Origin of the sequence: Cardinium endosymbiont of Dermatophagoides farinae, assembly GCF_007559345.1 — a bacterium.
GTDB lineage: Bacteria > Bacteroidota > Bacteroidia > Cytophagales > Amoebophilaceae > Cardinium.
The window spans coordinates 1073166-1095168 of record NZ_VMBH01000001.1 but is presented as its reverse complement, the minus strand read 5'-3'; the positions used below and the strand labels follow the sequence as shown (position 1 = coordinate 1095168).

Genomic DNA, 22003 nt, shown 5'->3' with positions numbered 1-22003 from the left:
AGCTATGTGCTGTACAGTAATACATTTGTGTTAAAATTTTTATAAACTTATCTATTGATTTAGCCCTCTTTCGAAAGCGAAAGAGGGCTATTTAATATTTGCAAGCATGAATGTACGTATAGAACCATCCTGGAAAGATAAACTTGCCTTAGAGTTTGAAAAACCTTATTTCAAAAGGCTAACGGATTATGTAAAGGAAGCCTATCGAAGTGGGACCATCTATCCAGCAGCTAAAAACATATTTAGGGCTTTTGATCTTTCTACTTTTAGCAATACAAAAGTGGTGATTTTAGGGCAAGATCCTTATCATGGCCCAGGGCAGGCAGATGGGTTGGCATTTTCTGTTCCTGTAGGCATCTCTTTTCCGCCTTCTTTGCGGAATATTTTTGCAGAACTAGAAGCAGATATAGGCATTCCAAAGCCGATATCTGGCTCATTAGACCATTGGGCCAAACAGGGTGTATTGTTATTAAATGCCACTTTAACGGTAGCAGCGCATCAGGCAGGATCGCATCAAAACCAAGGTTGGGAGCATTTTACGAATGCAGTGATAGAAGCGATTGCAAAAGGCAAACAGCAAGTGGTATTTATGCTATGGGGGAGCTATGCTGGCCAGAAGGCGGGGTTGATTGATGGCGGGCAACATCTTATACTCAAATCGGCCCATCCTTCTCCGCTCTCTGCGCATAGGGGATTTTTTCAAAACAGACACTTTAGCAAGGCCAATGACTATCTAGTAGCCACAGGCCAAGCACCCATTGTATGGTAATGGCTATTACATTTTCTCCGGTAGCTCAATGGTTAAAAGCCCCATGCTCTTTTTGAGCACCCTAGCTACGCAAGTCGAAAGCAATAGCCTAAAGCTTCTTATGGTAAGGTCAGCCTCTCGCAATATCGGGTAATTTGCATAGAACCTGTTATAGGTTTTGGCCAATTCCAAAGCGTAATTGGCGATTACAGAGGGCATATAGGTAGCAGCAGCCTCTGCTATGGCCTCTGGTAGCCTATAGAGTTGGAAGATAAGCGCCTGCTCCAACTGGCTAAGTGGAGCACTTGGAGGATCCAATGCAACAGCCCAAGCTGCTTTAGCCTTGCCTGTTAGGGAAGAGATTCTAGCATAGGTATATTGAATAAATGTTCCTGTATCTCCCTGAAAATCAATAGATTCATTAGGGTTAAACAACATCCTTTTTTGAGGTGCTACCCGTAGCAAGAAGAATTTTAAGGCACCCATTGCTAGGGTATGGTGCAATTTTTGCAGTTCCTTTTGTGTGAGTCTTTCAGTCTTATGGCTATTGCCCATATAGTGGCTGGTGGTATCGATCATCTCTGCTATCAGGTTATCGGCATCTACTATATTTCCCTCTCTGGATTTCATTTTACCATCGGGGAGATCCACCATACCATAGGGGAAATGGTGCATAGAAGCGGCATATGGCCTATCCAATTGGGCCATGATGGCAAATAAAACCTTAAAATGATAGGCTTGTTCATTACCTACCACATAGATCATTTGATCGAAATGGTAATCTGCATAGCGGAGGTCTGCTATACCCAAGTCTTGTGTGATGTAGACAGCAGTTCCATCGCTGCGCAACAGCACTTTTTCCCCTAAACCCGCTTTGGATAAATCAACTGCAATGGCCCCATCTGCCCTTTTATAAAATATTTTTTTTTGCAACCCCTCTTCTACAATCGTTTTACCAAGCAGATAGGCCTCAGATTCATAATAGGTTTTATCAAAGGTAATGCCTAGTTGGGCGTAAGTCACGTTGAAGCCATCATAGACCCATCCATTCATTTTTTTCCACAAATCCATTACAGCAGGGTCTCCTTTTTCCCATTTCACCAACATCTTTTGTGCCTGTTGTAAAATAGGAGGTGTTTCTTCTTCACTTTTTTTAAGTGCCAGTTCTGCTTTGTATATCTGGTCAAATTTGACGTAATATTTTCCCACAAGGTGGTCGCCTTTTATACCGCTGCTTGCTGGGGTTTCATGGTTGCCAAACTGTTGGTAGGCAACCATAGACTTACAAATATGGATGCCGCGGTCATTGATCAGGTTTACTTTATTGACGCTATAGCCAGCGGTATCTAAGATAGCCGCCAAGGCGCTACCTAAAAAGTTATTGCGCAAATGGCCCAGGTGTTGGGGTTTATTGGTATTGGGGCATGAGAATTCTACCACTATATGGCGTTTTTGTGTAGGCAAATGACCATAGGTTGGATGGTCTGCAATGGATTTTAAAATAGCCATCCAGATGGCATCATGGATGACAAGGTTTAAAAAACCATTGATCACATTATAACTGGCAATGAGATTGGTATGGGTTTGCAGCCAGCAGCCTATTTTTGCTGCCAATTCGGCCGGTTGCGCCTTACATCTTTTACAAAAAGGAAATACAGGAAGTGAAAAGGTGCCATGGAATTCTTTTCTGGTAATTTGTAAGCTGCATTCGGCTTCGGATAAAGTTAAGTGATAGTTTGCTAGAAATGCCTGTTGTATGGCGCGTCTAAGTTTGGGTTCAAGCGATATGGCGTCTGTAGGCATAAGTTACAATTTAAGCTGATGATACCTTAAAATTAAAAAATTGTAAGGATAATCTGGTGATGCGCCTATGCAACTACAGACCTTCTGCAAAACTTATTTGTGATCAGCAGTTTTTAGGAGAAGCGCAGTCGAGCACTGCAGCATACTAAATGTATGTGAGGAGCATAGACAAGCTTCGACACCAAAATTGCCATTAGAAATAGGTTTTGCAGAAGGTCTTACCTTGGTTTCCACTTATCTTGCTGATTTTGTGTGTATACATCATAATGGCTATTAATGGGATAATTTTATTGATTATCAGATAATATAACATATTTATGGCGTTATGTTTTTAGGGGTGTTGGGAGAGGGAAAAACCTAACCTGTTTTTGCTATTGTAGTTCCTGTTTCAGTTGCTGTAAGGCGTTCAGGCGTTGTTCTTCTGGTAGTTTTAGGGCGAATTCCTTTAATATTTCCTCGTTTAGATGTCTTTCTATTCGATGCTTTACTCGATTCTTTAGATGTTCCTGTAGGTTTGGTTTGCGATCTGTTGCTAGTATGGTTTTTATGTTATTTTCCAGTATCGTTTCTATACTATGCTTTATACTCTGATTTTTTTCTATTTCTTCCATAAGTTTTGTTTTCGTTGTTTTGCTCTGGATTTGTTTTAGTATCTTTTCTACTATTTTATTTGTTTTTTTGTTCCTTTGTCTTTTCTATTTTCTCTTTTACTGCTTTTGACGGGAAATTGTTTAGTATATCGTCTTTCGTTTCCAAATATGTTTGAACAATTTCGTTCAAACTTAGTTCCTGTAGTAGTTTATTACTTAGGGAATCTATTAGACTTTTTGTTATCTCTTTTTGTCTTATCTCTTCGACTACTTTTTTAACTATTTCCGGTGATGTGGCTATGCTTATTGCTTCAGATTTTTCTAGTAAGTCATTGAATGATGTATCCTTCAGTAGAAGATCTTCAATTTCTTGTATTAGTGTTTGGCCTACTTGTTTATTTAGTGTATTTTTTACTATATCCTCTAAATTTTTGTCTTTGTTTAGTTCTTTTATTTTTTTTAGGTTTTTGATTATTTCTTTGTATGCTTCATTTTTACTAAAATCTGTATCCTTTATCCTCTGTAAGCGTGTTCTTATTCTTTCTATTTCGTTCTTATTTTTTTTGCTTTCTATTTTTTCTGCTATGCCCTTGACTGATTCTAAGATTTTTTGATTGATAATATAGCGGTCAGATTGACTATTAATATTATCTTCAAGCTTTGACTTGAGTTGAGTGTATGCTTCCTCTAACTTATTGAATTCTGTTGTGATGCTATTTTTTAGTTGATCAAACAGATCATTGTTGTTATTGCTCAGTTCATTTATTGAATCACCAAGTTCCTGACGCAGTTTTTGAATTTGATCTAAGGTTTTATTCTGGTCTAGTTCATCAGCTGGTTTTTCTGGTGATGTAGGAATGTTTTCTTTGTTGATTGCATGAAATTGTTGTGTTATTTTCTCAAGTTGTTCCTTAAAGTTATCGACTTCTGATTTGAGTGTATTAAAGCCATCGATTTTCTTGTATATGTCATTGATTTTATCAGCTATGGACTTGATTTCTTCTTCTAGGTTTTTGATTATGTCCTGATTAATATGAGAATGTGTACTAGGTCCTTGTTTTTTAATGTTCTTAACTGTTGTTTTGAAGTCCTGGAGTTGTTTTTTAAGTTCATTGACTTCTATTTTGATTTTATCGTTTTCATTTTGCACTACTTTACAGGCTGTTTCTTGAGTATTAATAGATTTCTTAATTTCATCGAATTTTTCCTGAAAATTCAGGATTGCTTGCGCTACTTCCTTGAGTTGTTTCTGCATTTCCTTGACTTGCTTACCAAATTCCTGCTGTAGGTTTTTGATTTCCTGGAGTGTTTCCTTGATGTTGCTGTCTTGTTTTAGTTCATTAATTTTTTGTTCATTATCATCAATATATTCCTGAAATTTCAGGGTTTTTTGCTCTGCTTCCTTGAGTTGTTTTTGCATTTCATCGACTTTTGGCTTGACTTGCTTACTAATTTCGTCCTGTAGGTTTTTGATTTTTTGGGATGTTTCCTTGGTGTTGTTGTCTTGTTTTTGCGCTAGTTTATTAATTCTTTGATCGTTCTCATTAACACATTCCTTAATTATATCCATATTGGATAGTTTCATGAACTCCATGAACTCCATGAATTCTTGCACTAGTTCCTTGAGTTGTTTTTGCATTTCATCGATTTTTTCCTTGACTTGCTTACCAGCTTCGTCCTGTAGGTTTTTGATTTTTTGGGATATTTCCTTGATGTTGTTGTCTTGTTTTTGCACTAGTTCATTAATTCTTTGATCGTTCTCATTAATACATTTCTCAATTATCTTTATATCGAATTCTTTCTCAAGTTTCGCAACTTTTTGCTCTACTTTATTGAGTTGTTGGATCAATCTATTGGTTGCTGCCTTGGTTTCTACAGGTTTTTGGATTGTATAGGTTGGTCCCTTTATTCCATGGGCTTGTTGTTGGACTTGTTGTTCCAATTGTTGGACTCGCGTTTCTAGCCCCTGGGAGCTCTGGATTAGTTTTTCAATTTTTGTGTTGAGCTCTTTAATCTTGTTCTGGTCGGCTAGTGAGTTGTTTGGTGTTGATCGATAAGCCTGCGTGTTGTTCTTTTCGAAGAGGCAAGCGCTAAACGTCATGCAACCAAACAGAATAATCGATAATTTGCAATAGGTTAAAAAATGTTTTTTGATGCTATTCATGTAGTTTAGTTAAGCGTTCAATGGCTTAAAAAGCCCAGCGTTAGCAAGTAAGGAATTTGTATTCCCCTTTTGGATGCTTCCCATTTTTTTTAAATAGTATTCAGTTATAGCTGTAATAACATCATGAAAGGAAAACGATGCTCCCTAAAAAAGGAGCATCGCTAGTGGGTTTTTATATATAGTGGTAGAAACTAATTGTAGATAACAATCTTGATTTAAAGAGGAGTTCTACAATGAGGGCAGTTGGATGAACTGGGATTGTTGCTGCAGTATGACCTGCACAAACACGATATATGGAAGTGTTTTTTGCAACATGTTGCCTCCACTATATCCTCTGTATTTACGTACTGTACAGAGCATAATACTTCTTTACATATAAGACATTCATTTTTGTATTCATTTTCATATAGCTCTTTTCTTTCCTTTGGTTTTATTAGTTTTATTATTTGATTTGGTAGACCCCTACAAAAAAGTCAAATAAAATTTTAAATATTTTTTTGCATTCTCTTGCGACTTGGATTCTAGTGCTTCTCTAGATTGCATGAGTGCTAAATCAAAGGGTATATGACCATTTTGATCTTGTCTATTAAGCTCTTTATAGTAATGTCCATTATTATAATGTAGCAACGTCGATTCCAATATTACTGGATCGTTTCTTTCGATTAGTACATTTAAGAGACTAGGATGATTTACATTGCCTTGAGATAGGACATGTTGTAGAAACTTATATCTCTTATCACCCGCTGAAGTTGCGCAATCGGAAGGAGGAGCTATCTCACTATTCTATTCTTCTTGTTTTTAGGTTGCACAAACAGCTTGATTATGTTCATGTAGTTGCGTTTTTCAGACGGTCTTTTAAATATTTTATCAACCAAATCTTTGCCTCGAGATTGAAGAAACTTATGTATAGCTAAATGCAGAGCAGTAACATGAGTTGGACCATAATATAAAGATTCAACTGGTGCCTTTACATTAATACCTGGTATCGTTAACAAGAAGGCAACAATTTCCGGTTTCCCACTCTTTATTGCTAAATGCAAGGGGACATATTGATAGGGGGTATTAGTGGGATGTTGAAAAGGGACATAGTTGAAAGTGGCATACGAATTTAGTTGCTTGTGGATCAAGTCCTTATCCTTGCATAGGCGTTCTAATTGCTTCAAGTCACCCTTCAAGCAAGTTAAGTGCAATTCTGTACCTTTATATATTTTAAGCACTTTATCTGCATCATCAAATTCATTTTTTGTTATATTTTGAGTATCAGTTTGTTCCGAGTAACTGTTTTGAGATTTCGTTGCCCCATGCTTCATTTGCATACTACATGAAACATATATAAAACATAAAAATAAATGCCATAGCAGTAATCTACGGCAGCCACCAATGTGCAGCGCTGCACGGCTTATAAAACGAAATAGGGTCATGTATGAATAATTATTATGTTAAGGATAAATCTAATGGCTTATAGAAAAATTAATTCTACAAACCTAGGGCTCAAGTTGGCATACCAACAGTGGTATCCCTACCTTGTAGGGCTTCTACTGAGCGATTGGAAAGCACAGGTTTAGGTATTTTTTAGCTGTATTACAAGAGATCTTCTGCAAAACCTATTTGTGATCAGCAGTTTTTAGGAGAAGCACAGTCGAGCACCGCAGAATACTAAATGTATTTGAGGAGCATAGACAAGCTTCGACACCAAAATTGCCATTTAGCAATAAGTTTTGCAGAAGGTCTGAATATATTTAACCTACCGGTGGCTTATGGGCTGCTGCAATGGCTATGCAAATAGCCATCCAGATGGCATGATCGAGCATACTGGTTGCATCTGCTATCTTTTTATAGGGCATAAATGTGGTGCGCAAAAAAATATGCTTTATATATTTCAACTAATTTTACTAGATTCGTAGTTGATTGCTTTGTTGGTGCAATCGAGCATTGTGCAAGAAAATGGGGTCATTATGTTGAAAAAATAGAACAGGTTATGGAAAAAATCACCCCAAAAGTCGATTTGGCCTTCGAAAAAATCTTTGGTGTAGAATAGAGGAGGATGAGGATTTACTGATTTCCTTTGGATATAAAAGATTAGGGTATGGCGCATAAAACAGAAGATAATGGCATAGGGAACCAGATGGAAAGTGCTATAGCAGATGGCTACATTCCTGTTGGTAGTGCTGATGTCAAAGAGATGATCGCGCAAGAGTTGTATGCAGATAAAACGGCCTATATCGCCAAACTCTTTAAGACGAATGGAATATATTATTTCTTTACAAGGCCACGTAGATTTGGCAAATCGCTACTTCTAGATACCATAGATCAAATAGCCAAAGGGAATAAAGCGTTATTTAAAAGATGTGCTATTGATGCAGATCAAACCTATAGTTGGAAAAAATATCCAGTTATTTGGTTAAATTTTTCGGAGCTAGTTAAGGATAATCCGGAAAAACTACAAAACAACTTGATAGATATATTGTATACCCTTGCTGAGTGCTATACTATAGATAGAAGTGCGATAGATCCTATTATAGGTGAGCCAACACTAGAGGGGACACTAGGAAAGTTGATTAACGCATTAAAAAAACTAGGCGACGGCTATGAACCACAGCCCATTATTTTGATTGATGAATATGATAGCCCGTTAATTTCTTGTAAAAAAGAGCAGTATGAAGAGGTGCTTGCTGTGCTCAGTTCGTTTTTCAAAGTTTTAAAAAGTCGCCAGAAGGACTGTAAATTTATTTTTGTAACGGGTGTCACTAAATTTCACTTATCTGGTCTTACCTCAGGGGCGAATTCAGCCAATGATATATCATTCCATGAGGATTATGCGGAAATGTTGGGCTATACAGAATGGGATATCGATCATCTATTCCTTAGCAAGGACACAATTGTGAATCCAGTACTTGAAAAACTGAACAGAAAAAAACCGCAGGAGGAAAAGTACACACTTATTGCATTAAAACAAGCGTTAAAGGATTACTATAATGGTTATTGTTTTACAGCTGATAAAATGATAAGCGTTTATAATCCAGATGCTATATTGAGATTTTTTTATATAAAAGATTTTGATAATTCCTGGTTTAACTCGGGTAGCCCTACTATCCTATTGAAACAGATGCAACAAAATATCGATAGGTTTAATAGGGATTGGGATAAAGATAGTTTTCCAATTGACAAAGAAAAATTCAAACTCGTCCATCCTTCGCTGCATGAAATGCCTTTACTGCCTTTAATGTACCAAACGGGTTACCTTACGATGGATCTAAACGGATCCCAGAGTACAAATCACCTGACCTACTATTTAAAATTCCCTAATCAGGAAGTGAAGTCTGCTTTAAAGCTTATATTGGCTGATTTTATAGCTCAAAAACAACAAGAAGTAGGAAGAACATATAGCGCATCTATCCTAGATGATTTAAGAACTAACAACTGGTCTGCTTTCTTGAACCGGATTCGCAGTGGTTGTTTGGCCAAAGCAGGTTATCGTTATTCTAGATAGAACAGAAAAGAGTTTTCATGGGGCTTTGTATTCTTTTCTGAATGGTGCTTTTCATACCACATATGATACCTGGGCCAGCGCTGAAAGTGATAGTGGCATAGGCCGTACAGATATCGTTATGGAAGACCAATATAATGATACGAAAACTATCTATATTTTTGAGTTAAAAGTAGACCAACCAGCTTTAGATGCGCTGGCGCAGATATATAGCAAGGATTATAGCCTTCCATATGATCTATGTCATAAAAAAGTACTTATAGATCTAGCATATGATGAAAAAAAGCTCAATATTACCCAGGCTATTGTTGAAGTCCATCAACGCGATGCGCAACACCACTTTAAGGTGATGCCTCGTCAATACTTTACCGTTAATGGTGTTGGCCATCTCGAAGAATCAAGAAACAAAGGGGTGTGATAGGTTGTTACAACGCACTTGCCCGATCAAGCTGATCAGAAAGCCGTTTTTGTCTTGCTAATCTGCTTTAAACGTTAAATGCTTCCCATTAACTATTAAAAATAGGATTTAGTTATAAGGGTAATAACGTTCGTTGAAGTAAAGCGATGCTCCTTAAAATAGAAGTATATTGATGCATTACCTACTTATGAAGGCCCTAATGTAATTCGAATATTACGTTGACATATAAGGCAGCGTGGTCTCTTTTGATTTTGTTCTGGATTTTTCATATACTCGTTATAAGCTCTGTTGAAACAGTGTTTATGAAAATAGTGGCTGTCGATACAGACTTTGGTTCTTACTAATACCTTCTTTGAAGGATATAAATTCTCGAAACATATAGCACATTCTTCTTGATTTAATGCTTTAGTTGGTTCTATTAGCTCTATATCCGCAGACTGGCTGAGGTAATCCATTGTAGGTACTGAACCGTATTTGAATAATTTGAGAATACAGTCTTTGTATCGATTTAACAACTTAGGATCGTTGCGAGAGAGAACCTTGCTTGTATTCAAAATACTACCAAAAGCAGTTAGGTTTTTTTTGTTTTTTTATATAAAAAAATGATTTTTTTATGTCACTGTACTTAATTCGGCCTTTTTCTATTTGGCTCTCAAAATATTCGAATATTTCTGGATGATTTTCCATTAAGTGCAGTGGGGTATTGCCATTTATATCTTGTATAGTAAGATCAGTATATGGAAGTAAGATGGTAGCCATTGCTGAATTATTTGTTTCAAGTGCTACATACAATGGTGTTTCCTTTCTCTTATTCAATTTATTTACTATTCCTAAAGAAAAATCCCTTAGCTTCTTAGCAATTTTCTCTAAAAATTGCTTTTTTGTTTTAGGTAAACCCTTATTGTTATGTAATCTTACTATGGAATGTAGTTCGTTATCACCATTTATAGTTTCCTTAGAATAGCCTTTGATGGTATCATTATTCGCTAATATAGTGATGATTTTCTGTAGGGTTGTCTCGATTGTAGGGTCAAGGTTTTTTTCGATATATCCTTTTATTGCAAGACCACGAGGGGTAAGTCCTTGGCTATTTCTTAGATTTAGTAGTTGTTTAATGTGTTGATTTTTTGAATTATATAACAGTTGAAATTTTTCTAGATTAATCTTGTCAATTTTGTCAAGTAGTTGATGGAATATATTATTGCTATTTATGAATAGACTTGAGGTAATCCTGTCAGCCTGTGTGGAGTAATAGTCCAACAACATTTCATGTATTTTCATATGTTTTTCCCATTTAAAAGCTTGAGACATAAGATTATACACAGCTAAGTGCAGAGCGGTAATAGGAATTAAATTTTCACTTTGCGATTGAACTGATGCGTTTACATTAATATCTTTTTGTTCTAATAAACAGTTAACAATTTTCCAATGACCCAGTATCACGGCTACCTGAAGAGGGGTATATCCCAAGCTGTATCTCAGACTGTTATGCGAGTTTAGATGTCTTTTAATAAAGTTTGCGTCTTTGCATAATTTCTTTACTCTTGACAAATCTCCTTTCCAGCAAGCCAGATGTAATTTTGGATGTTCATATTTTTTAAATGCTACAGGATTATTATCAAACTTATCTTTTTGTCCACCTTGAATACCGGTTTGCTCTTGGCAACCGTATTGACCATCTCTTAGGCCATGTTTCATTTGCGTATTACATGAGCTATATATAAAAAAAATAGGAAACTAGGTTCCATACCAGTAACCTACGGCAAACAGAAATGTACAACATTGCACGGCTTATTAAACGAAATAGGATCATATTCTTTCTAAGGCAGTATAACGGTAGAGTATGAATACTCCATAAGATTCGTACTATAGTGATTGGAAAACACAAACCTACTTACTTTTCAAGTAGTACCTTTCTACAATAAGAGCAAGTGAATTTCTGTTGATTTGGATCTTGATCATACCTGCTACATAACTTGTTGAAACAGTCTGTATGAAAATGGTGTGCACAGTCTGCTATTTGTACTAGGTTATTCTTTGGAAGGTATAAACTATAGCATATAGCACATTTTTCTTGGTTGGATTGCTGTGCTTGGGTTAATTTTATTGGTTTTATCTTTTTACGTATCAAGAGGTAATGCATCGTGATAGCTCTGATATATTCGGATAACGCATTTATGCACTTTCTATATCGAGAATCCTCAGGATGGTTTTTAGGGAGACGATTATATTTAGTCAAAATCAATTGAATAACAGTCTGTTTTTGATTATTCTTTGAACTACAAAATGGCTGCTCTATATCAACAGGCTTAATTTTACCTCTTTCTATTTGGGCTATGAATTCTTCTAGGATTTCTAGATGATCTAGCATCAAATGAATAGGAGTATTGCCATTTATATCTTGTATAGTAAGATTGGTCCGTGAAAGTAAGATTTGAGTAATTCGTAGATTTTTGTCTTACATTGCGAGATGTAGTGCTGTTTCATTGTTATGATTCACTGCATTTGTTAGCTTCGGATAACGATTCGTTATCATTTCAAGAATTTCCTCGAAAAATTCTTTTATTAGTTTAGTACCGTTTTTATGGGCAGCTACTATGAAATGTAGCTCATTATAACCAGTTCCGATTTCATTGGATCCAACATCGCTGTTATTATTTTCTAATGTGCGCTTTATTTCTTCCATTAGGTCTTTCTGGTTTTTAGACTCATCCTTTGAGTCAAGCAATAATGCTATTTTTATGCATAACTAAGGTACAACCGTCTTTAAATCTCGTTCGAGATATGGTGCTATCTTCCATTGCATTCGATTGAATTATGTTATTCGTTATCCCCTCCCTCACTTGCACATTACTACATGAAGTACATATAAAATAGGCAAACAGGCTCCATACCAGCAAGCTACGGTGACCAAAAATGTGCAACGCTGTATGGCTTATTAAACGAATAAGATTCATAATTTTAAATTAATTGATTATGTTAAGGATATAGGCACATTGCCCTTATCAACCAGCGGCTAAGGGTAGTATATAACGATAGCGCAGCAATACACTGTAAGGGCTACTACCAGATCCGTTAGTGGAAATGCAAGTTTAGCTAATCCTTATCTAAGGCCTCTTCTAATAATTTGCTGGCCAGTTGGGCATTGGCTTTTCCTTGGCTCATCTTCATGATTTCTCCCATAAACATGGCCAGTAGCCCTGATTTGCCATTTTTGTAGGCTTCTACTTTATCTGGGTAGGCGGCTAATACTGCTGCAACGAGCGCTTTAAGATTGGCCTCGTCGCTATCCTGTATTAGGTCTAGCTTTTTTGCAAGGGCCATAGGGGTTGTATCTAATTGCTGCAGCAATAGGGGAAAGATTTGGCTGGCTGCAACGGAAAAACTAACCGTACCGTTTTCTACTAAGGTGATCAAGGAAACAAAACGGTCTACCGTAAGGGGAAAGTCTTCTAAGGGAATAGATAGCTCATTCAGATAGCCTTTAACAGGTCCAAGCAGCCAATTGGCAGCAGCTGTATAATAGGGCGTATGTTGGCATAGCTCGTCAAACAGAATGGCAAAGGCTTTGTTTTCAGTAAGCACAGAAGCAGTATAGTGCGAAAGCCCATATACTTCTATAAATTTTTTAAAATAAGCCCTTGGCAATAAAGGCATTGTCTTGCGAATGCTTTCTATCCATTCCGCTGAAACCCATATGGGAGGAATATCTGGTTCTGGAAAATAACGGTATTCGCTGGCGGTTTCTTTGGCACGCAGGCTAACCGTTTCACCTGAAGCAGCCTGGAAGTTCCTGGTCTCTGCAATCACGGGTTCACCCGTTTCTAATAGCGCGATTTGTCGATCGATTTCATAGGCTATGGCCAGCTGAACGTTGCGCATGGAATTCATGTTTTTAACCTCTACCCTCGTGCCAAGGCGCTGCGCACCCTTAAGGGCTACGGAAATATTGGCATCACAACGCAAAGAAGCCTCTTCCATATTGCCATCGCAGATCTCTAAATAACGAACCAACTTCCGGATCTCAGCTAAAAACTGATAAGCTTCCTCCCCTGTGGTAATCTCTGGAGCCGTTACCAGTTCCAATAAAGGCGTACCTGTCCGGTTGTAATCCAATAAAGTAATATCCTCTACGATGCCATGTAACGATTTACCCGTGTCTTCTTCTAAATGCATCCGAATCAGTGGAATCTTTTTCTTCACACCTTCATCAGAATAAATGGTTACAAAACCACCTCGGCAAATAGGCGTAGTGTCTTGTGTGATTTGAAAGCCTTTAGGTAGGTCTGGATAAAAATAGCTTTTTCTTGCAAATAAGTTTAAATCTGTAATCGTTGATCCACAGGCTAAACCTAACTTTATAGCATAGTCAAATGCTTTTTTATTCACCCTGGGTAAAGCACCAGGACAGGCTAAGGTAACAGGACTAAGATTGGTATTCGGAAGGGCTCCATATTCAGCCCTATCTGAGGAAAACATTTTACTATGGGTCAGCAATTGAATGTGAATCTCTAATCCAATTACTGCTTGATATTGTTCTTTTATAGACTCATACAGTTTATTCATAACGTTTTAATTCAAATTTTTCTCCAAGATAAAGCCTGCGTACCTGTTCATCTGCTGCCAATTCTTCTGCAGTACCTGCTTTTAGCAATGCACCCCCAAACATTAAATAAGCTCTATTCGTGATGGAAAGCGTTTCATTTACGTTATGATCTGTAATCAGTACGCCAATATTATTATGCTTTAGTTTGGCAATAAGCAGTTGGATTTCTTCTACAGCAATCGGATCTACACCTGCAAAAGGCTCATCTAGTAAAACAAATTTAGGGTCAGTGGCCAATGCTCTAGCGATTTCTGTACGGCGGCGCTCCCCCCCAGAAAGTACATTGCCCTTGCTTTTTCGTATATGCGTAATGCTAAACTCTTCTAATAATCCATCTAGCTTTTCTTTGCGCTCCTGTTTGGATAGCTTGCGCATTTCCAATACAGCCATGATGTTTTCTTCTACCGTTAATTGTCTAAAGACAGAGGCTTCCTGGGGCAAATAGCTAATGCCCTTTTGGGCACGTTTGTATAGCGGTAATGGGGTGATGCATGTTTCATCTAAATAAATATTCCCACTATTTGGCTTGATAAGACCAACCGTCATATAAAAGGTAGTGGTTTTTCCTGCCCCATTGGGCCTAATAACCCCACAATCTCCCCAGAGGAAACGGTCAGTGAAATTCCTTTTACTACCTTACGACCTTTGTATTCTTTGATTAATGAATCCGCACGAAGTTGCATAAAAATAAAAATAGTTGTCATTAAAATGGAATGGCCGATAAAAAGCAGATGAAGTAGCCTGTTCAAAAAAGTTTAGCAATGGCACAAACCTACAAGAGACCTTCTGCAAAACCTATTGCTAAATGGCAATTTTGTGGTCTATGTTCCTCAAATACATTTAGTATGCTGCGGTGCTCGGCTGCGCTTCTCCTAAAAACTGCTGATCACAAATAGGTTTTGCAGAAGGTCTACGATATGCAGATCTACTCAAGCTACTAATTTAAGGGAAAATATGGACTTTATTGCTATTTGCAAATTGTGCTGGCAGCCCTTGATATAGGATAAAGGTAAAAAAGCATATATTTGACCTGATATCCAAAAAGGATGCTAGGTAAGCAGCCATTGGTTTACTACCTTTGGTTGAAAGGTTACTTAAATACAATATAATAATCCATACTTCATTGCAATTTTTAGTAGAACATGAAGATCGGCATTCCAAGGCTCGAGCAGGGCTGATCACTACTAGTAAAGGGACCATTCGTACGCCTATTTTTATGCCAGTAGGTACCATAGGATCGGTAAAGTCGATTCCGCAGCAAGTACTGCAAGACCAGATTGATGCCGATATCATCCTAGGCAATACCTACCACCTCTATCTCCGTCCAGGCACCAAGGTGTTGGATGCAGCAGGAGGGCTCCATGCTTTTATGGGATGGCCTCGTCCGATATTAACCGATAGTGGGGGCTATCAGGTCTACTCGCTAGCGGGCAATCGTAAGCTTACAGAAGCAGGTGTTACCTTTCGCTCGCATATAGATGGCGCTAGCCATTTTTTTACGCCAGAATCTGTGGTGGATATTCAACGCAGCATTGGCGCTGATATCATGATGGTATTGGATGAGTGTACACCCTATCCTTGTAGCTATGGTTATGCAAAAGCTTCTATGGAACGTACCCATCGCTGGCTCAAAAGGGGAATAGATTATTTTGATGCGACACAAACCGAGCAGCATGCCCATCAGACTCTTTTCCCAATTGTGCAAGGCAGTATTTATAAAGAGCTACGGATCCAATCTGCAGAAACCATAGCTGCAGCGGATAGGCTTGGTAATGCCATAGGAGGCGTATGCCATCCTACCGGTCAGCTCTATGAGATTACAGAATTGGTTTGTTCCATTTTACCTAGGTCTAAGCCGCGCTATTTAATGGGCGTTGGTACACCCTTGGATCTTTTAGAGTGCATTGCGTTAGGTGTAGATATGTTTGATTGCATCATGCCCACTCGAAATGGACGAAATGGCACTTTATTTACTACACAAGGGATACTGAATATTAAAAATAAAAAATGGGCAGATGACTTTAGCCCTATAGATGCGCTACTGGGTGGTCCTGTGAGTGGCTATTATTCAAAAGCCTACTTGCGCCATTTGATTACTGCTGAAGAGCTATTAGGCGTTCAATTGGCTAGTGTCCATAACTTAACCTTTTACCTATGGTTGGTGCGCCAGGCTAGAGCACAGATTCAGCAGGATAACTTTGTGGCATGGAAAAACCATATCCTGAAAACCATCATGGAAAAAATCTAACCAAAATGAAGCTACTAGATCGATACATTTCCAAAAAGTTTTTTGCTACTTTTTTTGTTGTACTTGCCGTTTTTATCTTATTGGTTATCATTATCCACGCAGTGGAAAATGTAAGCCATTTTAAAAAACATCAGCTCTCTTTTTATCAAGTATTTAAGTATTACTGTGTGCTGGTGCCCTACCTGGTCAACCTTTTAGTGCCTATTATCGTCTTTTGTACGACTATCTGGGTGACCACTAGGCTAGCAAAACGATCAGAGATTATTGCCTTATTAAGCGGTGGCATTAGTTTGCATCGCATCATCACACCTTATATAATGATTGCATTGCTACTGACCGGCGCCAATTTTTACCTAACAGGTTGGGTATTGGCTGATGCCAATAAGGAACGCGTTGCGTTTGAAACCAAATATCTAGATATGGGCTTTTTTGTTCGATCAGATTATGTGCAACTTAAGGCAGGGCCTGATCAATACCTCCATATCGCTAAATATTATGGTTACAACAATACCGGATATGATGTCAGCTTGGACACCTTTAAAAATAATGCCCTAGTAGAGCGACTGCATGCTGAAAGGATTCAATGGCATCCAACGGGCCAAACATGGATCCTGCGATCTTGGCAGAAGCGGACACTTTTTCCAAAGCATGAAGTGCTTACCACAGGAGATTCTTTAACCATTTCCTTAGAAGTAAATCCAGAAGATTTTGAGATTAATCCCAATCTAAAAGATGGATTGACCTTACCTGAATTGAAATTGCATATTCAAAAATTGATCTATAAGGGCAGTGAAAGTGTCCGTTTTTTTATAGCAGAGCAGCATATTCGCTATATGACCCCCTTTGCCATTATCATTCTTATTGTATTGGGTTTCTTAGTCGCCTTACATAAGCCTAGAGGTAGTATAGGCAGGCGGATTACTTTAGGTAGTATACTCGCTTGCTTTTATATCGTTCTCTTTTTATCTGCCAAAATTGTAGTGGAGGCCCAAAGCGAACATCCACTACTCGACATATGGTTGCCTAATATTATTTTTTCCATCCTATGTATGACTTTCTATCGACTTGTACCCAAATAATGGTATGTAGCACATTGACTATTGGGATAGTCCTGTCAAAATAAAATGGTCACTGAACAAATATATTACGTTATTTGCGCAAATAATTGCTATATTCGTGCAAATATTGTTAGTTCCAGGCTATTATCTATTTATACACGAGACCTTCTGCAAAGCCTATTTGTGATCAGCAGTTTTTAGGAGAAGCGCAGTCGCCAGAATACTAAATGTATTTGAGGAGCATAGACAAGCTTCGACACCAAAATTGCCATTGGAAATAGGTTTTGCAGAAGATCTAAGCATTAACAAGTTATTTGATTATTTGAATGGGTCGCCTAAATTTTAAAAGAAAGGCAACCCATTATTTGGAATAATAAGCAGACAGGCAGCCCCTTTTTAAGGGTCTATGGTCTGTGTTTATCAAAGTTTAAAGCAAATGCCACACCATGAAAACCAAGGTGCTTATTCTCACTACAACCGAGCCTGGTAATCCCTTTCCAGAAAATTTTAGTTGTTGGTGTGCTGGTGCATTAGAAGCAAAAGGATGTGATACAGCATTAGAAACAATAAGCTTAGAAAGGTTAATCAAGTCTTCGTCCAGTGAACCTTTAAAGATTAAAGAAGAACAGTTAACGGCGTTACAAGATACCTTGTCCATCATAGAAAAACTAGTGCTTATTCTTCCGGAACACAACAATATGATACCAGTTGGGTTAGATAACTTTATGACATTGCTTTCTAAAATGAAAAGCAAATATAAGCTATGCAAATTAATAGCCATTATGATGAATCCCTCGCCTCATGAAGATAATGATGGACAAGGCCATTTGTTGCTCCGCTACCCACTCCATAAATTGGATATGCTTTTTGGTGCAACCTTTAGTGCCAATCGCATACAAATTAAAAATAGCCCAACTGGAAATATGTGTCCACTTTTTGCAGAATCTTATAACGATCTTTGCCACCTGGTTCAACAGATTCTGGCGTAAGGGCAACGGATCCATTTTGATGTGGAAAGGATAGGCACAAAAAAGGTTGCCCTTATTTGTTTTTTAGACAAAACTTACACCGGATACTAGGTTCATAGTTTTCGTCTAGATCTTCTGTTGTTAAAGGCATACGACAGCCATAGCAAAGTAGGCTATTGCCTTTTTTTAATCCATGGCCTAGCGATATGCGCTCGTCAAAGACAAAACATTCCCCTTGCCATCTGGATAGCGCTTGGCGCGTATGGGCCAAATATTGTAGGATGCCTCCACTGAGTTGGTACACCTTTTTGAAACCAGCCGCAAGCATATAAGCAGATGCTTTTTCACACCTGATGCCTCCTGTACAAAACATAGCAATAGGTTGGTCTTTATAGAGTGTTAAATGGTTGTCAACAAAGGCGGGGAATTGGCTAAAGTAGGTTGTTTTAGGATTTAATGCACCTTCAAAGCTTCCCAGTCGATACTCATAGTCATTGCGAACATCCACTACAACAGCTGCCTCATCTAACGTGTTATTCCAGTCTGCAGCTAAGACATGCTGGCCACGTAGTGGCATAGATCCGACCTCCGGTTTGTGCATGGTTATAATTTCTTTTTTGATCCTAACCTTTAGGCGGCGAAATGGCTTATTGCCCGCTTTAGAATATTGATACCATAAGTCACGGAATGCAGGAATCGCTGCTATCTGGCCCATGGCATGATCTAGTAGATCAGGCAAACCAGCAATCGTCCCATTAATCCCTTCTGAAGCAATAAGAAGTGTGCCCGTTAGCGCGCTGCATATAGATTGTAGTTGCGTTTGTAGCCCTACTAGATCATCTAGGGGCACAAATTTATATAAGGTTGCTACTTTAAACATATGGTGTTGGTCTATTATACTTTAGCTGCTTCAAATTTAGCTAAATTCTTGCATTATGCTTTACATCTCGTTAGACTTTTGTTGAAACGCTGCTTATGGTGTAGCAGTAGTGTTTCAACAGAAGTCTATTGCTTATACATAGGAGCCAATATAAAACGCTTACCTGGTAGTGCACGTAATAAACCTTGTAGTTCTAGTGACAGTAATGCCGCTTGTAATGCCCCAGGAGACAAAGCTGTAGCATAGGTGAGTGCATCAATGGTGATGGGTTCCATAGCCTGCTGCAGCTGTTCTAAGACCATTTGCTCTGATGCTGTAAGCGGATGATTCAGGAAGGTATCTGTTTGCGGTTGATGGTGCACCTCCCAGTTCATAATATAGGCTAAATCATCTATATGGGTCAGCAGGTGTGCTTGGTTCCGTTTAATCAACCGATGGCATCCTGCAGAAGTAGCCGAGTAGATGCTGCCCGGTAGTGCAAAAACCTCTCGGTGGTAACTATTAGCATAGTAAGCAGTGATCAATGCCCCACTTTTTTCTTTGGCCTCAATAACTATGGTTACATCTGCTAATCCCGCTAAAATTCTATTGCGTGCCACAAAAGTATGGGCGCCTAGGCCACTTCCTATCGGGTATTCTGTTAGTAGGCCTCCTTTTGGCCCACACAGCTCCATAGCTATTTCTTTATGTGCAGTAAGGTAGATTTCATTGACACTGGTTGGCAATACGGCTACTGTGGTTAGTCCCATCTCCAATGCCTGCTTATGGACCCATATATCTACTCCATAGGCTAAACCGCTCACCACAAGCGGCTGATAGGGGAGGAGTTGTTCTAAAAATTTCGTAATTGCCCCTTGTCCATAGGAGGTTAATTGCCTGGTGCCCACAATCGTTACCACGCGTTGTTGATTCAACAGCGCTTGGCCCTTATAATAAAGAATAGAAGGACCATCAGGTAGTTCCAACAACCGCTTGGGATAGCTGTCTTCCTCTGTTGTCAGCAGTTGAATCGCTTCTGCCTCATGCAGCTGTAGCACCTTTTCTGCTTGGGCAAGGCTACTGCTTGAAGTGATAGCTTTCGCTATTTTATAGGGCAGTAAAGTATTACCTTTATGTGCAGCTGCAAATACCGCTTGGGCACTTCCGAAGTAAGCTAATAATTTTTTTAACCAGGTACAGCCTATACCAGGCACCAACGAAAGCGCCAATCGGTAGTGTTTTTCAGTAAGAGGAACCATTGTTTTCTAATAACCGTAAAAAGAGTAGACCCCTTTCGAAACCTAAGACCTTCTTCAAAACCTATTTGTGATCAGCAGTTTTTAGGAGAAGTGCAGTCGAGCACCGCAGAATACTACATGTATTTGAGGAGCATAGACAAGCTTCGACACCAAAATTGCCATTAGAAATAGGTTTTGTAGAAGGTCTCTACTTGTTAGCAAGAGGTCTAGTAGCTAATTTAACCTATTTTTAATCCAAAACTGCGCTAATCCTCCCATTTATCCTTCCATGCTGCTCTGGTGCAGTAGCTATCTTTTGTGTTTGTACCAAATACATCAAGGTACTTGTATCTGTAGTAATAAGAATTACTTAATATTAAAAATTCATTGCTATTTACTTATTGCTTATTATTTAATAATGGTGTACCTTAAAAAAATATATGCCACTACTTTTCGTTTAATAATAGTAGTCATTTGTATAGGGGTAGAGCTGTTTACTAATGTTTGTAGTAGGTATAACCTTGTATATAACATGGATCCGAATGATAAAAGTATGAATGCACCTAAAGTAGGCCAAGGTAAAAAACCTGGGAATAAGCCCTGGCTTTTTCAAGATAATTCCCATCTTTTTAAAGTTGAGGAAGATGGTATGACCTTATTTTATAGCATAATGCGGAAGGCGGCACAGAATAATGATGATGTCGAGCTGGTTAAAGCCTATACGCTCTACTCAATCTGTTGTAGTGCTGGTACGACAAGGGGTAAATCCCCGACTGCAAGATGCCTGGTTATAAATGTGAAGACGATCAATACTTTCTTAACGCTATGAGGGCCATTATCCAAGCCAGTGAAATGAATAACTTGAATCGATTTAGTCAAGAGGAGCAACGCGTACTCGTATCTAAACTAGACTATTTTGGGCATTCTTTTCTTTTCTATGCAACTTATAATAATGATTATGAAACTGCAGCATACCTCGTGCAACTAGGTGCATGTCCTTGTTATTGTGGTGAAAAAGGTATGTTGCCTATCGAGGTGGCCCGTAAGCATCATAATAAAAATATAGAAGAGTTGTTTTCAGGCCTTGAACAAGATATTGCTCATAAAGAACGATGTGATCTTTATAATCATGTGGTTTTGCATAAGAAATATAGTATGGAAACTGAATCTAATACAGAGGACCTGAATCCTATACTTAATCGTAAACTGCCTCCAGAGGTGCAGAAAGTGGCAGATTGCATAATAGATTCTGAGAAGTATCCTACTCAATATGTTGTTAGATCTTCTTTTAAGTTACCTATGCCTAAAAGACAGAAGGCACGTTTTGCTTAGCCACCTGAGATATATAGAGGAAAATGTCCTTCATCATTATCTGTGCTTTCTACTATTAGTAGTAGTTCTTCGCCTAAGAGTTATGCGCCAAGTTCGGGAAGCAACCCCGAAAAAGTTCCTCGAGTCGGAAAATTTCAGTAATATACCAATCGTAAAATAAAAGCCTAAGTGAATAGGTTATATATATTATTCTAGTTATTAGTTATGTCGTTTGATATCCCCTTATTTATCGTAATAAGCTTCTTGTTATCTACTGCAGTGATCGTCTTTTACTCTATTAAAAGGTTTACTACCTTTCGGGTATATGCTGTAGGTAATCGCCAATTTTCTACAGTTAGTCTAATAGCTACTACATTGGCTACTTATTATGGTGGAGCTATGTTGATAGGTTATCTATCAATGTTTTCTTTTGGTCCATTTTGGCTAAGCAGGGCCTTGTTTGCTATTCTTATCCCTTTTCTAATGCTTAGCTGGTTGAGCAAAA

Annotated in this window: 19 protein-coding genes and 1 pseudogene; 9 read left to right on the top strand and 11 right to left on the bottom strand. The window is 38.2% G+C overall.

Annotated features, from left to right (window positions below; all coding sequences use genetic code 11):
- Window positions 1-106: 106 nt before the first annotated feature.
- Window positions 107-769 (top strand): uracil-DNA glycosylase, encoded by a 663-nt coding sequence (locus tag FPG78_RS05110; protein ID WP_144086914.1) that lies wholly within the window; start codon window positions 107-109, stop codon window positions 767-769.
- 6 nt (window positions 770-775) lie between these two features.
- Here the strand turns inward: FPG78_RS05110 and argS are convergent, their stop codons facing one another.
- From argS to FPG78_RS05090, 4 genes are all read right to left on the bottom strand, one after another.
- Window positions 776-2551: an arginine--tRNA ligase gene (gene argS, locus FPG78_RS05105; RefSeq protein WP_144086913.1), complete on the bottom strand. Its 1776-nt coding sequence runs from the start codon at window positions 2549-2551 to the stop codon at window positions 776-778.
- Between the two features lie 371 nt (window positions 2552-2922).
- A complete protein-coding gene (locus tag FPG78_RS05100) occupies window positions 2923-3162 on the bottom strand; it encodes a hypothetical protein (protein ID WP_144086912.1) in 240 nt (79 codons plus the stop codon).
- A gap of 55 nt (window positions 3163-3217) precedes the next feature.
- Window positions 3218-5305 carry a coiled-coil domain-containing protein gene (locus FPG78_RS05095; protein WP_144086911.1) on the bottom strand — a complete coding sequence of 696 codons (2088 nt, stop codon included), beginning with the start codon at window positions 5303-5305 and terminating at the stop codon, window positions 3218-3220.
- 770 nt (window positions 5306-6075) lie between these two features.
- Window positions 6076-6615, bottom strand: coding sequence for an ankyrin repeat domain-containing protein (locus FPG78_RS05090; protein ID WP_223262017.1), 540 nt, complete (start codon window positions 6613-6615; stop codon window positions 6076-6078).
- A gap of 776 nt (window positions 6616-7391) precedes the next feature.
- Between FPG78_RS05090 and FPG78_RS05085 the strand changes: the two genes are divergently transcribed.
- Together FPG78_RS05085 and FPG78_RS05080 are read left to right on the top strand one after the other, a co-directional pair.
- A complete protein-coding gene (locus FPG78_RS05085; protein ID WP_144086909.1) occupies window positions 7392-8795 on the top strand; it encodes an AAA family ATPase in 1404 nt (467 codons plus the stop codon).
- Window positions 8755-9210 (top strand): PD-(D/E)XK nuclease domain-containing protein, encoded by a 456-nt coding sequence (locus FPG78_RS05080; protein WP_144086908.1) that lies wholly within the window; start codon window positions 8755-8757, stop codon window positions 9208-9210. The genes FPG78_RS05085 and FPG78_RS05080 overlap by 41 nt, the downstream gene beginning before the upstream one ends.
- 558 nt (window positions 9211-9768) lie before the next feature.
- Here FPG78_RS05080 and FPG78_RS05075 read toward each other — a convergent pair.
- The 5 genes and pseudogenes from FPG78_RS05075 to lptB form a co-directional block, all read right to left on the bottom strand.
- Window positions 9769-10908 (bottom strand): ankyrin repeat domain-containing protein, encoded by a 1140-nt coding sequence (locus tag FPG78_RS05075; RefSeq protein WP_144086907.1) that lies wholly within the window; start codon window positions 10906-10908, stop codon window positions 9769-9771.
- A 196-nt stretch (window positions 10909-11104) separates the two neighbouring features.
- A complete protein-coding gene (locus tag FPG78_RS05070) occupies window positions 11105-11584 on the bottom strand; it encodes an E3 ubiquitin protein ligase (protein ID WP_144086906.1) in 480 nt (159 codons plus the stop codon).
- Window positions 11585-11668: 84 nt separating this feature from the next.
- Entirely contained in the window at window positions 11669-11938 is a 270-nt protein-coding gene (locus FPG78_RS05065; protein ID WP_144086905.1) for a hypothetical protein, read from the bottom strand.
- A 368-nt stretch (window positions 11939-12306) separates the two neighbouring features.
- Window positions 12307-13776, bottom strand: a complete 1470-nt coding sequence (gatB, locus tag FPG78_RS05060; RefSeq protein ID WP_144086904.1) for an Asp-tRNA(Asn)/Glu-tRNA(Gln) amidotransferase subunit GatB — start codon at window positions 13774-13776, stop codon at window positions 12307-12309.
- Window positions 13769-14499, bottom strand: a pseudogene (lptB, locus tag FPG78_RS05055) (LPS export ABC transporter ATP-binding protein). Before lptB ends, gatB begins: the two are co-directional and overlap by 8 nt.
- 440 nt (window positions 14500-14939) lie before the next feature.
- On the opposite strand from lptB, the gene tgt reads away from it, so the two are divergent.
- The 3 genes from tgt to FPG78_RS05040 all read left to right on the top strand — a co-directional run bounded on the left by tgt (window position 14940) and on the right by FPG78_RS05040 (window position 18111).
- Window positions 14940-16064: a tRNA guanosine(34) transglycosylase Tgt gene (tgt, locus tag FPG78_RS05050; RefSeq protein ID WP_144086903.1), complete on the top strand. Its 1125-nt coding sequence runs from the start codon at window positions 14940-14942 to the stop codon at window positions 16062-16064.
- On the top strand, window positions 16022-17143 hold the full coding sequence (locus FPG78_RS05045) for an LptF/LptG family permease (RefSeq protein WP_144086902.1): 1122 nt from the start codon (window positions 16022-16024) through the stop codon (window positions 17141-17143). The genes tgt and FPG78_RS05045 overlap by 43 nt, the downstream gene beginning before the upstream one ends.
- Before the next feature lie 425 nt (window positions 17144-17568).
- Complete coding sequence (locus FPG78_RS05040; RefSeq protein ID WP_144086901.1) at window positions 17569-18111, top strand: hypothetical protein; 543 nt, start codon at window positions 17569-17571, stop codon at window positions 18109-18111.
- A 52-nt stretch (window positions 18112-18163) separates the two neighbouring features.
- On the opposite strand, the gene trhO is transcribed toward FPG78_RS05040, so the two are convergent.
- The gene (gene trhO / locus FPG78_RS05035; protein WP_144086900.1) at window positions 18164-18970 is read right to left on the bottom strand and encodes an oxygen-dependent tRNA uridine(34) hydroxylase TrhO; all 807 of its coding nucleotides are present in this window, start codon (window positions 18968-18970) and stop codon (window positions 18164-18166) included.
- 125 nt (window positions 18971-19095) lie between these two features.
- Window positions 19096-20208, bottom strand: coding sequence for a DNA-processing protein DprA (gene dprA / locus FPG78_RS05030; protein WP_144086899.1), 1113 nt, complete (start codon window positions 20206-20208; stop codon window positions 19096-19098).
- Here dprA and FPG78_RS05025 point away from each other — a divergent pair.
- From FPG78_RS05025 to FPG78_RS05015, 3 genes are all read left to right on the top strand, one after another.
- Entirely contained in the window at window positions 20185-20373 is a 189-nt protein-coding gene (locus FPG78_RS05025; protein ID WP_144086898.1) for a hypothetical protein, read from the top strand. The two genes, dprA and FPG78_RS05025, sit on opposite strands and share 24 nt — an antisense overlap.
- 232 nt (window positions 20374-20605) lie before the next feature.
- Window positions 20606-21016, top strand: a complete 411-nt coding sequence (locus tag FPG78_RS05020; RefSeq protein WP_144086897.1) for a hypothetical protein — start codon at window positions 20606-20608, stop codon at window positions 21014-21016.
- Window positions 20968-21519 (top strand): hypothetical protein, encoded by a 552-nt coding sequence (locus FPG78_RS05015; protein WP_186292474.1) that lies wholly within the window; start codon window positions 20968-20970, stop codon window positions 21517-21519. The genes FPG78_RS05020 and FPG78_RS05015 overlap by 49 nt, the downstream gene beginning before the upstream one ends.
- Window positions 21520-22003: the final 484 nt, after the last annotated feature.

What these genes read in the sequence shown, in the direction of transcription:
- FPG78_RS05085 (WP_144086909.1), top strand. Translation starts at nt 7,392, where the DNA reads ATGGCGCATAAAACAGAAGATAATGGCATAGGGAACCAGATGGAAAGT.
- FPG78_RS05100 (WP_144086912.1), bottom strand. Translation starts at nt 3,162, where the DNA reads ATGGAAGAAATAGAAAAAAATCAGAGTATAAAGCATAGTATAGAAACG.
- argS (WP_144086913.1), bottom strand. Translation starts at nt 2,551, where the DNA reads ATGCCTACAGACGCCATATCGCTTGAACCCAAACTTAGACGCGCCATA.
- FPG78_RS05015 (WP_186292474.1), top strand. Translation starts at nt 20,968, where the DNA reads ATGCCTGGTTATAAATGTGAAGACGATCAATACTTTCTTAACGCTATG.
- FPG78_RS05040 (WP_144086901.1), top strand. Translation starts at nt 17,569, where the DNA reads ATGAAAACCAAGGTGCTTATTCTCACTACAACCGAGCCTGGTAATCCC.
- dprA (WP_144086899.1), bottom strand. Translation starts at nt 20,208, where the DNA reads ATGGTTCCTCTTACTGAAAAACACTACCGATTGGCGCTTTCGTTGGTG.
- trhO (WP_144086900.1), bottom strand. Translation starts at nt 18,970, where the DNA reads ATGTTTAAAGTAGCAACCTTATATAAATTTGTGCCCCTAGATGATCTA.
- FPG78_RS05090 (WP_223262017.1), bottom strand. Translation starts at nt 6,615, where the DNA reads ATGAAGCATGGGGCAACGAAATCTCAAAACAGTTACTCGGAACAAACT.
- FPG78_RS05095 (WP_144086911.1), bottom strand. Translation starts at nt 5,305, where the DNA reads ATGAATAGCATCAAAAAACATTTTTTAACCTATTGCAAATTATCGATT.
- FPG78_RS05020 (WP_144086897.1), top strand. Translation starts at nt 20,606, where the DNA reads ATGGTGTACCTTAAAAAAATATATGCCACTACTTTTCGTTTAATAATA.
- FPG78_RS05110 (WP_144086914.1), top strand. Translation starts at nt 107, where the DNA reads ATGAATGTACGTATAGAACCATCCTGGAAAGATAAACTTGCCTTAGAG.
- FPG78_RS05045 (WP_144086902.1), top strand. Translation starts at nt 16,022, where the DNA reads ATGGAAAAACCATATCCTGAAAACCATCATGGAAAAAATCTAACCAAA.
- FPG78_RS05075 (WP_144086907.1), bottom strand. Translation starts at nt 10,908, where the DNA reads ATGAAACATGGCCTAAGAGATGGTCAATACGGTTGCCAAGAGCAAACC.
- gatB (WP_144086904.1), bottom strand. Translation starts at nt 13,776, where the DNA reads ATGAATAAACTGTATGAGTCTATAAAAGAACAATATCAAGCAGTAATT.